Origin of the sequence: Arcicella rosea (assembly GCF_040543805.1) — a bacterium.
Lineage (GTDB): Bacteria > Bacteroidota > Bacteroidia > Cytophagales > Spirosomataceae > Arcicella > Arcicella rosea.
Map to the genome: position 1 here is coordinate 101,407 of NZ_JBEUMS010000016.1, position 12,811 is coordinate 114,217.

Sequence of the window (12,811 nt, forward strand, 5' to 3'; positions counted from 1 at the left end):
CCGATTAAGTAAAAAATGTACTCAATCGGTCTAACAATTCTTTCGGGGCCGTTGTAAGTCTATTGTTTTCCATCTTTACAAAGACCAAAGTAGTTTCACCTTTGTGTACCAACGTGCCTTTGCTATTGAGAATTTCGTAAAAGAAAACTACCCTAGCGGCAGGAAGGTTTTTAATGGTAGTACGAATAGTCAGCAAATCATCATACAAAGCAGGAGCAATAAACTTTGAAGTATTTTCATAAACGGGCATCATCACGCCAGAATCTTCCATTGCTTTATAACTAAAGCCCAAACTTCTCAATGCCTCTACCCTACCTATTTCATAAAGTCTTGCATAATTTCCATAATATACATAACCCATTTGGTCGGTATCGGCATATCTTACTCTGTACTGATAATCGTGTTGATACATTGCTTAATTTTTTTATTAGCTGTGAGTTAGCTGTGAGCAACGAGCTTTGAGTTAAATAGCTTAGCTCTCAAAGCTCACAGCTAAAAGCTATTTCCTAATATTCAATTTATTCAATGCTTCTTGATAAATACGGGCATTGTTAAGATGATCAGCAAAGGTTTCTGCAAAATTATGATAGCCTGAGAAATCTTCTTTCGCACAGAAATACAAGTACTTGTGGTGTTCATAATTTAAAACGGCATCAATAGATGCTAAATCTGGCAAGTTGATTGGGCCAGGAGGCAAACCAACAACACGATAAGTATTATATGGTGAATTAATTTGTAACAATGCCTTCGTTACTCTTTTAATAGAAAAATCTTGATGAGCAAAAATAACGGTTGGGTCTGCTCCTAAAGGCATATTGGTATTCAAGCGATTCATGTAAACACCTGCTACTCTTGGCTTTTCATCTGCTTTTTTCGTTTCAGCCTCTACAATCGAAGCCATGATTTGCGCTCTGATTGGGTCTAAACCAATTTCTGTAGCTTTTCTCTTGCGTTCTTCTGTCCAAAACTTATCATACCAAGTTTTCATGGTATTCATTAACTCATCGGGACTTGTATTCCAATATACTTCATAAGTATTTGGCAAGAACATACACATAATTGTTTCTTTGGTAAATCCGTACTTTCTAGCAACGGCAGTGTCTTCTAACATTGTTGCCAAAGCGGTAGAATCAAATTCAAAACGATTACCGATTTTATGAACTAAATCTTTCTTTAAACGAATATTATTGAAAGTAAGCTTAATGGCATCTTGGTTTCCAGAACGAAGTTTTTTGATTACTTCATAATTCCCCATATCTGCTTTAATGACGTAACGTCCTTCACGAACATTGTCTTTATACTTCAATAATTTTGCTAAAAACTTGAATGACAATTCGTCTTTAACAATTTTATGTTTACTCAAAGAATCCCAAACGGTTTCAAAAGTTGCTCCTTTTGGAATCAAAAGGGCAAAGCCTTTTTTTTCATCTACTTCATAATTAGGCGTTTTGGTGATTTGCCAAATATAATATGAAAACATTGTCGCAAATAAAGCGAATGCGAGAAAGAAGTAGCGTAATAATTTATTGTTTTGTTGCATTGTGATGATAATGAAATAAACGCAAGCGTTCTTTTAAAATGATTGTTTTTATTTTAATGATTTGTTTTTAGAATTATAGTACTTTTTAATCTATCCAATTTTCATAGACTAGTCCTTCAATCCTCATCATCTCTTTTACATTTCGACTTACAAGTACACAATCTTCTAATATTGCTGTGCAACCAATCAACAAATCAAAATCACTGATGGGAGTTCCTATTCTTCTTAATCTAGTTTTTTGTTCTGCAAAGAGTTCAAATACAGGTCTAATAGGTAAAACTCTATTTTGAAAACTTTCTGTAAACTGCTTTAATTTAAGTCGATTTTCTTCTTTCTTTGTGGAAGTGCTATTGGCTATTCCATACATTAACTCAAGGATAGTCAACTCTGAGATAAAACAATTTTCTACCCCTACAGAAGAAATTTTAGCAGGAATATTGAAATCATTTTTGATAAAATGAATACAAATATTTGAGTCTAATAAATACTTTATTCTGCCCATGAAGTATCAATATCTTTATTTGTCCTTGATTCTTCAATTATTTTTATCAATTCATCGCTTGTCTCTGGTAAATCAAAGCTTCCTGCTAACGCATAAAAAGCCTTTTCATCCGAAACATTATCTGTTATGTCTATTTCACTAGCACTAATTCTAAATTTAGCTTTCAACCTTTTAGCCAAATCTATAAAAAGCTGATAATCTGCCTGAGAACTTGGTTCAATGATGATTGTGTTCATATTTCTTAAATAAATAATGTTGTTTTCAATAAAGTTACAATACAATAATTATTGTTAATGAATCCCTAAAATCACCATTAAAGATAAAACATTTTACCGCTATCCTTAAAACGCTATTCCAAATCTGTCTGCTAAAGCTTGTAAATCTTTTACGACTGGTTCTAAAAGATTAATGCCATTGGCTTTGCGTTCTGCTTCAATTTCTCTTTCTGGATCACCCGGCACTAATACTTTTTTGCCTTCTACAGCTTCGGCTGCATGGAAACGGTCAATCCATTTATCCATATCTGCTTTAAATTCTTCTGCTGGACGGAAAGCATCAATCCTCATTGCTCCCAAGAAATGCCCTGTTCCTTTTCCTACTTGTTCACCTGCTGTCATAAAACCTGCGGTTGCAAATGGAGGAACCCAAGGGCCAAAGTTTGCACCAGATAATACGCCTGAAAAAATATCTACAATAGCACCTAATCCATAACCTTTGTGCGAACCATGTTCACGGTCGCCACCGAGTGGTAATAATGCGCCGCCATTTTTTACGGCATTTGAATCGTCTGTAGGATTTCCTTCTTTATCTTGTACCCAACCAATTGGTGCAGGTGAACCTTTTCTTTGTAAAATCTCCATTTTCCCATAAGCTACTGCTGTACTGGCAAAGTCAGCTACGAAAGCAGGATTATTCTTTGCTGGAACTGCTACCGCAATGGGATTAGTTCCTAAAAGCTTTTCTTTTGAAAAAGTAGGTGTTACCAATGGAGCGGCGTTGGTCATCGCCCAACCAATCATATCATTGTCTGAAGCCATCATTGCATGATAACCTGCAATACCAAAATGATTTGAGTTTTGTACTGAAATCCAACCTGAACCTACATTAGTCGCTTTTTCCATTGCAATTTTCATCGCATAAGGTGCTACAACCAAACCTAAGCCTTTGTCGCCATCAATTACCGCTGTTGAAGGAGTTTGATGTATAATTTTAATGTTCGGTGTTGGGTTTAATCTTCCATTATCATACAAACGAACATAGCCACTTAGTCTTGCTGTTCCATGAGAATCTACTCCTCTTAAATCAGCAGAAATTAATACTTTCGAAGCTAAATCGGCATCTGTTTCAGAGCAACCTATCGAAAGAAATACATTTTTAATAAAGTTTTGCAGGTAGCTATATTCGTAAATCATAAATGAATTGGAGATTATTTTCTAAAAATTGAATGAATTTATACTAATTCAAGGTCGGCAAAATTACGAATAATTGTTCGATGAAAGTCTTTTTTCGAGTAAAAAGCAGAAATATCACTAGATTTATCCCCTAAATCTCTCCAAACTTACTGAATTCAGGATGATTAATAAATGAAGATTTTGTATATTCCTTATGAAATAAATACTTTCCTGTAGTAGAATCTCAATCAATACTTACTTTTGTGAGAAATTGAAAAATATTGTCTCTGTTTCTTTTCAATCAAAGAACCCAGCTATCTAGTAAAACGTTAACCAAGCATCCATTGAGCATATAAATTTTAATAAAATGTCTTTCAGATTCAAACGTATTAGTGCCAGCCTTTTTGGCTATTTCGTAAAAGGTTTATTTTTACTCGCCCCTGTTTACATAACAGGTTACATCATTTTCAACCTGCTGAATTCATTAGACCAAGAATTTTACTTTTACTTCCGTGGAACTGGCTTAGTCATTATGGTGGCAATCATCATGATTGTTGGCTTTTTAGGTTCAACGTTCATTTCTTTGCCATTGATTCAAATTCTGGAAGAAGGAGTTTCTAAACTTCCTTTGGTGGGTTTAATTTACTTTTCTTTAAAAGACCTCATCGGTGCTTTTGTTGGCGATAAAAAGAAGTTTAACCAACCCGTAAAATTTATTTTGAACAAAGAAAATGGCATCCAAAAATTAGGTTTCATCACACAAACAGATTTAGGTTTTTTAGATATTCAAGATGCTGTGCTAGTTTACTGCCCACATTCTTATGCTTTCTCTGGTGAAATCTTTGTTGTTCCAAGTGCCAATGTTACTTTATTGAATATTCCTGCTTCCGATGCCATGAAAATGATTGTTTCAGGTGGCGTTTCTTTATCAAGCGCTCCTTAATTTTTTTTGGGTATTTCTATACAACATTAATCTTCTTATTTAGTTAAATGATTGCAAAGCGTAATTCTCCTTAAAAGTTAATGCGCTTTGCTATTGATTAATTTTGCTTTCTTACAAAATTCTAACATTCTAATTTACGCTCATCATTTATGGTTCTCATAAGTATTTTTTCCAATTTTTCTTGGTGGTTCATTATTCCAATTGCCTTACTCGTTTTGGCACTTCGTGACATTCTTCAAAATCGCCATACCATTCAACATAACTTTCCAGTGGTCGGTCATATTCGATATATGCTCGAAAAAATTGGTCCTGAACTCAGACAATACATCGTTGCCAACAACCGTGAAGAACTTCCTTTTAACAGAGGTGAAAGAGCTTGGGTGTATGCTTCTTCTAAGAAAGAAAACAATTTACAAGGTTTTGGTTCTGACCAAGATTTTAATGCAGCAGGCTATATTTTTATTAAACATGCCATGCTTGGGCATAAAGTTTCGGCAAATCATCCCAATCAAAAAGACCCAAGTGCGGTGCCTTGTTCAAAAACTATTGGTGAATACCATAAACGTAAGCGTCCTTATAAACCATATTCTGTAGTAAATATTTCAGGAATGAGTTATGGCTCTTTGTCTGCTAAAGCCATTGAATCGTTAAATAAAGGAGCTTTAAAATTTGGCTGTTATCACAACACTGGCGAAGGTTCACTTTCGCCATATCATAAATATGGAGCTGATGTGGTAGTAAATATTGGTACTGCTTACTTTGGTGTAAGAGATGATGATGGTAATTTTTCAATGGAGAAATTAATTAAAATGACTTCAGAAAATCAATTCATCAGAGCATTGGAACTAAAGCTTTCTCAAGGTGCAAAACCGGGCAAAGGTGGAATGTTACCTGCTGCTAAAATCACAAAGGAAATCTCTGAAATCAGACATATCCCGATGGGTAAAGATGCTCTTTCTCCTGCATTTCATTCAGAGTTCTCTAGCATTCCTGAAATGGTTAATTTCATTGAATTAATGGCTAGTAAAACGGGTTTGCCTGTAGGAATTAAGTCGGCAGTAGGGAAATTAGAGATGTGGGAAGAACTTGCACAGTATATGGTGAAAACTGGAAAAGGTCCAGACTTTATTACAATTGATGGTGGCGAAGGTGGAACGGGTGCTGCACCTCATGCTTTTGCAGATCACGTTTCTTTACCCTTTAATTATGGTTTTACAAGGGTTTATAAGATTTTCCAGAAGTATGAATTGGCAGATAAAATTGTATTTATTGGTTCTGGTAAATTAGGTTTTCCTGAAAAAGCAATGATGGCATTTGCTATGGGTTGTGATGTAATCAATGTAGCCCGTGAAGCAATGATGTCTATCGGTTGTATTCAGGCACAGGTTTGTCATACCAATCGTTGTCCAGCGGGTGTGGCTACTTCAAGTCCTTGGTTACAAGGTGGAATCGACCCAGCGCTTAAAAGCGAGCGTTTTTACAATTATGTAAAGACATTGAACAAAGAAATTCTGGAGATTACTCATGCTTGTGGTTATGAACACCCTAGTCAGATGACAATGCAAGATGTTGATATGGTAATGGGCGATAATAACAAAACACAATCACTAGCAACAACCTTTGGATACAATAAAACTAAAGTACCCTTTGAAAGTGTAGAGAAATTATTGCAAAGCCCTTATTTAGGTGGTGGAAAAGCAAAGCTTAATTAATAATTGTAAAAAGGATGGTTTAAAGCCATCCTTTTTTATTGGTAAAAAAACAAATTTATATTGGCAACCTGACTGTTTGAATTATCGACTGCAAGCTGTGAATTGGTAGCATGACTGTTTGAATTGACGACCCGACTGCTTGAATTGCCAACATGACTCTTAGAATTAACGACCCGATTGCTTGAATTGCCAACATGACTCTTAGAATTAACGACCCGACTGCTTGAATTGCCAGCACGACTCTTAGAATTAACGACCCGACTGCTTGAATTACCAACATGACTCTTAGAATTAACGACCCGACTGCTTGAATTGCCAACACGACTCCCAGAATTAATAAAATACATTACAAAACATTAAAAAAGACGATGTGAATTTTCGAGATAATTCGATAAATATCGTTCATTCATCTTTCCATAACCTCAATTGACGGCTCTTTCGGCAATTTTCATTATCTTTGTAGTATGTTATCTATCAATAATCTTTCGTTTTATTTCGGTTCTCGCCCAATGTATGATGGGGCGAACTTACATATTAAGCCTAAAGACAAAATCGGTCTTATCGGGGCAAATGGTACTGGTAAATCTACTTTACTTCGTATAATAGATGGTGAATACTTACCCGATGGTGGTAGTATTTCTAAGTCAGGCGACTGTACTATTGGTTTTTTAAATCAAGACTTACTTTCATATCAGAGTGACGATTCTATTCTTTCAGTGGCGATGCAAGCTTTTGAAAGACAGAACTTCTTACAAGCTGAAATCGATAAGGTTTTACATAAGATGGAAACCAATTTTGAAGATGATGATGTCAATAAACTGGCTCGTTTTCAAGATGAATTTGATGCTTTAGGCGGATATACCATCCAATCTGAAGCAGAAGCAATTCTGGAAGGTTTAGGATTCAGCACCGAGGAATTAGCACAGCCTTTACAGAAGTTTTCTGGAGGTTGGAGAATGCGTGTAATGTTAGCAAAATTGCTTTTACAACGTCCTTCGCTATTGATGCTAGATGAGCCTACCAACCACTTGGACTTACCGTCTATTCAATGGGTAGAAAACTATATCAATACTTATGAGGGAGCAATTATTGTTGTTTCTCACGATAGATTTTTCTTAGATAACACCGTTACTACAATTGTTGAAGTAACGGGTTCGAAGTTGGTTTCTTATTCTGGCAACTATTCTTACTATATGGAAGAAAAAGCTTTGAGAAATGAAGTACAGAAAGGTGCTTACGAGAACCAACAACAAGCAATAAAGCAAACTGAAAAGTTTATTACTCGCTTCAAAGCAAAAGCTACTAAAGCTCGTCAGGTACAATCAAGGGTAAAAGCCTTAGAAAGATTAGAATTGATTGATGACGTTTTGGATGAAAATGCGAAAGTAAACTTCAAGTTCAACTTTGGTACTCAGCCAGGTCGCTTTATCATGCACTTGGAAGATATTACAAAGGCTTATGGACCAAAAAGGATTCTTACTAGCACCAATGCGGTTATCGAAAGAGGAGATAAAATTGCCTTGATTGGTGCCAATGGTAAAGGTAAATCTACGGTGTTGAGAATCATTGATGGTTCAGAGCAATTTGAAGGCGAACGTAAATTGGGGCATAATGTTATCGACTCATTTTATGCACAGCATCAGTTAGAAAGCTTAGACGTAAACAATACCCTGTTGGATGAATTGAAAATGACAGGAACAGGGAAGTTAGAAACAGAATTAAGAAGTATCTTGGGCTGTTTCTTGTTCTCAGGCGATGATGCTTTCAAGAAGATTAAAGTACTTTCAGGGGGTGAAAAATCAAGAGTAGCCTTGGCTAAAGTATTAATCTCGGAGGCTAACTTTTTGCTACTCGATGAGCCTACTAACCACTTGGACATGATGTCTGTGAACATCTTGATTCAAGCTTTACAACAGTACGAAGGTACTTATGTAGTGGTTTCTCACGATAGGTTCTTCGTTTCTGAAATTGCTAATAAGATTTGGTATATTGAAGACGAAGAGATTAAAGTATATCCAGGCACTTATGATGAATATGAAACTTGGATGGAACAACGTAGAATAGATGGAACACTTCCAAAAGAAGGTTCTCCGAAAAAGACTGTTGAGAAAGTTGTAGAGAAAAAGCCCGTTTTAGATGATTTTGCCAAAAAGGAAGCCCAAAAGAACCTAAAGAAGTTAAATCAGAAATTGACTGATGCAGAAAGCTTAATCGCAAAATTAGAAGCAGAGAAAGTCGAAAAAGAGAAAACCCTTGCCGACCCAATTACTTTTAACAATGCCGATACTTTGAAAAAAGAGAACATTGCATACCAAAAGATTCTCAATTCTTTAGAAGAAGCAAGCGATACTTGGGAAGCTGTAATGTTAGAGATTGAAGAAACAGAAAGTGTACTTCAGTAAAGTTTAATTATTGACTTCAAGCTTTGAGTAATAATTTTCTAAAAACGCAAATAAACGGTAACCACTGCTTTATTTGCGTTTTTGATTTTAAACCTTTGTTCATTTACTTTCAGAATAATTTTATCCCCCTTTCGTTATTAGAAACATCTTGCTTTATCACTTAGACGCTCAATCCATTCGCTATTCTTTATGAAAATTTCAACCATCTTATTCTTATTATTGATTCCATTTACCTTTTTTGCGCAAAGAAAGAAAGCTCTACAATACGAGTCTAAAAAGATTATTTACGATAATCATACTTATGAACCTTACATTCGTACTGTTCAATTATATCCTTCTTTAAGTGCTACAAAAACACCTCAAGAAACCTTAAACCCACCTGTAATCAATTTACAGGAAAATCAAATTTTAAAACTAGAATTTGATTGTCTAGCCCCTGAATTTCAGAGTTTCAGAGTAAAGGTATTTCATTGTAATGCAGATTGGACACCTTCTGTTTTGAATGACATTGAGTACTTGACGGAATTCAACGATTTTCCAATTAACGATTATAGAAATTCATTTGCTACTAAAATTCCATACACCCATTTTGCTGTAGAAATTCCTAAGACCAAATTAGCAGGTAACTACTTAGTAATGGTTTACAAAAATAGAAATGAAGACGACATCGTGCTTACTCGTAGATTTATGGTTTTCCAGAATCGTGTGGGTGTTGCTGGCAATGTTACTTTCCCGAACAATGTTCAGAAAAGACGTACTCATCAACAAGTAAATTTCAGTGTAAATTATAGTGGCTACGAAATCATTGACCCTAAGCAAGATTTGAAAATTGTAATCCGTCAGAATTTTAGAGACAACAAGACTTTAACAAATCTAAAACCGTTTATGATTGACGCTTACAATCGTAAAATGGATTATCAGTTTTTTGAAGGAGAAAATCAACTAGAAGGCAGTAATGAATTTAGAATGTTTGATGGAAGAAGCACGCAACAAAAATTAGTCAATATTGCTAGAATTGTTCAGGCAGAAAAAGAAAGTATTATAGAGGTTCGTCCAGAAAAACCACAAAATGGTTTGGCTTATGTAGCAACAAATGATTTCAACGGAATGTACGTCATAGATAATTATGAAACCAATCGTGGCGATACAGAATCGGATTATGTAAGAGTAAGTTTTTTATTGAAAACAGATTCCCTAGAAAACAAAAAAGTATTCATTAACGGAGCTTTTAATGATTGGAAATTAACCGAAGTAAACCAAATGCACTATGTACCAGAAAGTGGCGCTTATGAAGCCTTTATTCAGTTAAAACAAGGAGTGTACAATTATTTGTACGTGACTAAAGATAATGAAGGAAATATCAGCGAAGCCGAATTAGAAGGCACACATTCACAAACTGAAAATGTGTATGAAATTTTAATATACCATCGTTCAATTGGAACAAGAGCCGATGCTTTAGTAGGTTATACTTTGATTAAGAATCAATAAAAAAAAGCCTTCCAATGAATGTTGGAAGGCTTTTTCTATCACTAAATATTGTTACTACACGTTAAAACGGAAGTGCATAATATCACCATCTATTACAACGTATTCTTTTCCTTCTACTGATAATTTACCTGCTTCTTTACAAGCACTTTCAGATTTATATTGCTGGTAATCAGCAAATTTAATTACTTCCGCACGGATAAAACCACGTTCAAAGTCTGAGTGAATAACACCCGCAGCGGCTGGAGCTTTCCAACCTTTTTGGATTGTCCAAGCACGCACTTCTTTCACACCTGCCGTGAAATAAGTAATCAAGTTCAATAAATAATATGAGCTACGGATTAGTTTATCTAAACCAGATTCAGTCAAATTATACTCTTCCAAAAACATTTGACGGTCGTCTTCATCTTCCATTTCAGCAATTTGTGCTTCTAAAGCAGCACAGATTACTACAACCTCTGCTCCTTCTTCAGCTACAGCAGCTTTCAATTGCTCTACATACTCGTTTGTACCTTTTGCAATAGAAGCTTCATCTACGTTAGCAACATAAATTACTGGTTTATCGGTCAATAAACATAAATCACCGATTGCTTCAAATTTAGCATCAGGCTCTAAACCTTGAACAGTTCTTGCAGATTTACCAGCTTCTAAAGTAGCTTTATATTGTTGAAGAATGGCTAATTGTGCTCTAGATTTTGCATCGCCAGCTTTGGCTGCACGTTCTACTTTTTGAATTTTTTTATCGACAGATTCTAAATCTTTTAATTGTAATTCATAATCGATAATTTCTTTATCCGAAACAGGATTTACTCTTCCTTCTACGTGAACGATGTTATCATCAGAAAAACAACGAACAACGTGCAAGATAGCATCTACTTCACGAATGTTTGCCAAGAATTTGTTTCCCAAACCCGCACCTTGCGATGCACCTTTTACCAAACCCGCAATATCCATAAATTCAATAACCGTTGGTAAAACTCTTTGAGGGTTTACCAATTGTTCTAAAATATTAAGACGTTCGTCAGGAACTGTTACAATGCCAACATTAGGCTCGATTGTACAGAAAGGATAATTAGCGGCTTCCGCCTTATTTGAAGAAATTGCACTAAATAAAGTAGATTTACCAACATTAGGCAAACCTACGATTCCACATTGAAGACCCATTTATCTACTTATTAATTTCAAAGATTTATAATATCAAGTATACCTCAAGACTAAACATGCAAATAGAATATAACATAACTCTTGCTTATTATTGTGTGTTAAACTTTAGAAATCGAAGATTCTACTTCTAAGTTTATCAATTCATTTCTTGAAAATTTGGGAATAATGAATCTGACAATGCAGCTAAATTTGAATTTTCATTCAAAAAGGAAGACTTATGGGGATTTTTACATTTTAACTATTTTTTGCAGATTATAAGGTCTGTTTGAGCTTTTCTATGTGAGCAAAGTTACAAGTTTAATCCTACAACAACAAAAAAGCCTCTGAAAATTCAGAGGCTTATACAATTCTTCAATTAGTTTATTCCCATTTCAAATCGCTACCAAAACCACCTACAGCATCTTCATCTTCACGATTAAATTGCGTAAAATCTACATCTGGCAATAATTCATGCTTCACATGATCAACAGCTTCTTGTAGCCCTTCAACAAATTTATCAAAATCTTCTTTGTACAAGAACATTTTATGTTTTTCGTAAGCAAATCCATCATCCTTTTGATAACGGCGACTTTCAGTAATAGTAATGTAGTAGTCGTTTGAGCGGGTCGATTTCACATCAAAAAAATACGTTCGCTTTCCTGCTCTGATACGTTTCGAAAACAATTCTTCTCTTTCTCTTTCTTCCACTGTGCTATGACAATTTAGGGTTTACGGATTGGTAAAAATATAAATTTTCTGAATGTTTCAAAAGTTAATCATAAAAAATAATTTCTGCTTCATCGTTTATCCTTTCTATACTAAGTTTTGAAGATTTATAACAGATTAGCTTTAAAAGCCTTTTATCTGAATCCATTTAAAGTAAAATACTTTATTTTTTGTGCTTAATTACTGTATTTCAAAATTATAAGCACTAAAATTTATATTTTTATTTCTCCCGAAAAAGGCTAGTTTTGTATTCCAGTTTTGGTAGATAATGTGTAGAAAGCCCCTAAATTTAATCCACTAAATCACACAAAATGTCAAAACCACTTCTAGGAATTATTATAATTTTCTGCCTTTTCTGTTCTGTTAGCCATGCACAAAAATTAGGAGATGAATCTTATGGAATTTCCTCTTTCTATGCTCAGTATTTCTATCAAAAACCTACTTCAACAGGAGAAATACTTCAAAGAAATCAATATACTGCTGCGCACATGACTTTGCCCTTCGGAACGATGGTTGAAGTAACAAATCTTGCTAACAAGCGTTTTGTGATTGTTAGAATCAATGACAGAGGACCTTTTAAACCGGGAAGAATTATTGATTTAACTGAAAATCCAGCAAAATGGCTAAAAATGACGAACAAAGGTCTTACCAAAGTTCGCCTGAAAGTAGTTGGTTTTGATGGAGACATCATGCTTGAACCTTATGATTCGTTGAGGTTGGTTGCTCCTCCGCATTTTGAACCTAAATTCTATCAAAAAACTAAATTAAAGTATCATCGTTATTATCGCCTCAAAAAAAATTGGCAAAAACGCAAATACCCAAATCTCAAACATCGACGTTTAAAGGTAAATTCTTATTTGAGAAGACTTTCAAAACAAAGAATTAAAGCTAAAAAAGTAGCAAAAGAGGCACAAAAAACAAAAATAATTCCTCCGAAAAAGAGTAAATAATTAGTTCAATCAACAAT

General features: G+C 34.7%; 12 protein-coding genes. 5 read left to right on the forward strand and 7 right to left on the reverse strand.

All coding sequences use genetic code 11. From position 1 onward, the window contains the following. Positions 1-4 precede the first annotated feature (4 nt). The 5 genes from ABID42_RS19225 to ABID42_RS19245 all read right to left on the reverse strand — a co-directional run bounded on the left by ABID42_RS19225 (position 5) and on the right by ABID42_RS19245 (position 3,454). Positions 5-412, reverse strand: a complete 408-nt coding sequence (locus ABID42_RS19225; protein ID WP_323689160.1) for an acyl-CoA thioesterase — start codon at positions 410-412, stop codon at positions 5-7. Between the two features lie 87 nt (positions 413-499). Next, entirely contained in the window at positions 500-1,540 is a 1,041-nt protein-coding gene (mltG, locus tag ABID42_RS19230; protein WP_323689159.1) for an endolytic transglycosylase MltG, read from the reverse strand. 85 nt (positions 1,541-1,625) lie between these two features. Next, positions 1,626-2,042, reverse strand: a complete 417-nt coding sequence (locus ABID42_RS19235; protein ID WP_367285047.1) for a PIN domain-containing protein — start codon at positions 2,040-2,042, stop codon at positions 1,626-1,628. After that, positions 2,030-2,278 carry a hypothetical protein gene (locus ABID42_RS19240; RefSeq protein ID WP_367285048.1) on the reverse strand — a complete coding sequence of 83 codons (249 nt, stop codon included), beginning with the start codon at positions 2,276-2,278 and terminating at the stop codon, positions 2,030-2,032. The genes ABID42_RS19235 and ABID42_RS19240 overlap by 13 nt, the downstream gene beginning before the upstream one ends. Before the next feature lie 105 nt (positions 2,279-2,383). Then, the gene (locus ABID42_RS19245; RefSeq protein WP_367285049.1) at positions 2,384-3,454 is read right to left on the reverse strand and encodes an Ldh family oxidoreductase; all 1,071 of its coding nucleotides are present in this window, start codon (positions 3,452-3,454) and stop codon (positions 2,384-2,386) included. A 346-nt stretch (positions 3,455-3,800) separates the two neighbouring features. On the opposite strand from ABID42_RS19245, the gene ABID42_RS19250 reads away from it, so the two are divergent. The 4 genes from ABID42_RS19250 to ABID42_RS19265 all read left to right on the forward strand — a co-directional run bounded on the left by ABID42_RS19250 (position 3,801) and on the right by ABID42_RS19265 (position 9,978). Next, a complete protein-coding gene (locus ABID42_RS19250) occupies positions 3,801-4,376 on the forward strand; it encodes a DUF502 domain-containing protein (RefSeq protein WP_323689155.1) in 576 nt (191 codons plus the stop codon). A 149-nt stretch (positions 4,377-4,525) separates the two neighbouring features. Continuing rightward, positions 4,526-6,088 (forward strand): FMN-binding glutamate synthase family protein, encoded by a 1,563-nt coding sequence (locus tag ABID42_RS19255; protein ID WP_367285050.1) that lies wholly within the window; start codon positions 4,526-4,528, stop codon positions 6,086-6,088. 509 nt (positions 6,089-6,597) lie between these two features. After that, positions 6,598-8,490: an ABC-F family ATP-binding cassette domain-containing protein gene (locus ABID42_RS19260; RefSeq protein ID WP_407654179.1), complete on the forward strand. Its 1,893-nt coding sequence runs from the start codon at positions 6,598-6,600 to the stop codon at positions 8,488-8,490. Between the two features lie 189 nt (positions 8,491-8,679). Beyond that, positions 8,680-9,978: a type IX secretion system plug protein gene (locus tag ABID42_RS19265; protein ID WP_367285051.1), complete on the forward strand. Its 1,299-nt coding sequence runs from the start codon at positions 8,680-8,682 to the stop codon at positions 9,976-9,978. Positions 9,979-10,032: 54 nt separating this feature from the next. On the opposite strand, the gene ychF is transcribed toward ABID42_RS19265, so the two are convergent. Then, the gene (ychF, locus tag ABID42_RS19270; RefSeq protein WP_323325340.1) at positions 10,033-11,139 is read right to left on the reverse strand and encodes a redox-regulated ATPase YchF; all 1,107 of its coding nucleotides are present in this window, start codon (positions 11,137-11,139) and stop codon (positions 10,033-10,035) included. A gap of 360 nt (positions 11,140-11,499) precedes the next feature. Beyond that, positions 11,500-11,826 (reverse strand): DUF3276 family protein, encoded by a 327-nt coding sequence (locus ABID42_RS19275; protein WP_323689150.1) that lies wholly within the window; start codon positions 11,824-11,826, stop codon positions 11,500-11,502. 329 nt (positions 11,827-12,155) lie between these two features. On the opposite strand from ABID42_RS19275, the gene ABID42_RS19280 reads away from it, so the two are divergent. Next, entirely contained in the window at positions 12,156-12,794 is a 639-nt protein-coding gene (locus ABID42_RS19280; protein WP_323689149.1) for a septal ring lytic transglycosylase RlpA family protein, read from the forward strand. Positions 12,795-12,811: the final 17 nt, after the last annotated feature.

What these genes read in the sequence shown, in the direction of transcription:
- ABID42_RS19225 (WP_323689160.1), bottom strand. Translation starts at nt 412, where the DNA reads ATGTATCAACACGATTATCAGTACAGAGTAAGATATGCCGATACCGAC.
- mltG (WP_323689159.1), bottom strand. Translation starts at nt 1,540, where the DNA reads ATGCAACAAAACAATAAATTATTACGCTACTTCTTTCTCGCATTCGCT.
- ABID42_RS19235 (WP_367285047.1), bottom strand. Translation starts at nt 2,042, where the DNA reads ATGGGCAGAATAAAGTATTTATTAGACTCAAATATTTGTATTCATTTT.
- ABID42_RS19240 (WP_367285048.1), bottom strand. Translation starts at nt 2,278, where the DNA reads ATGAACACAATCATCATTGAACCAAGTTCTCAGGCAGATTATCAGCTT.
- ABID42_RS19245 (WP_367285049.1), bottom strand. Translation starts at nt 3,454, where the DNA reads ATGATTTACGAATATAGCTACCTGCAAAACTTTATTAAAAATGTATTT.
- ABID42_RS19250 (WP_323689155.1), top strand. Translation starts at nt 3,801, where the DNA reads ATGTCTTTCAGATTCAAACGTATTAGTGCCAGCCTTTTTGGCTATTTC.
- ABID42_RS19255 (WP_367285050.1), top strand. Translation starts at nt 4,526, where the DNA reads ATGGTTCTCATAAGTATTTTTTCCAATTTTTCTTGGTGGTTCATTATT.
- ABID42_RS19260 (WP_407654179.1), top strand. Translation starts at nt 6,598, where the DNA reads ATGTATGATGGGGCGAACTTACATATTAAGCCTAAAGACAAAATCGGT.
- ABID42_RS19265 (WP_367285051.1), top strand. Translation starts at nt 8,680, where the DNA reads ATGAAAATTTCAACCATCTTATTCTTATTATTGATTCCATTTACCTTT.
- ychF (WP_323325340.1), bottom strand. Translation starts at nt 11,139, where the DNA reads ATGGGTCTTCAATGTGGAATCGTAGGTTTGCCTAATGTTGGTAAATCT.
- ABID42_RS19280 (WP_323689149.1), top strand. Translation starts at nt 12,156, where the DNA reads ATGTCAAAACCACTTCTAGGAATTATTATAATTTTCTGCCTTTTCTGT.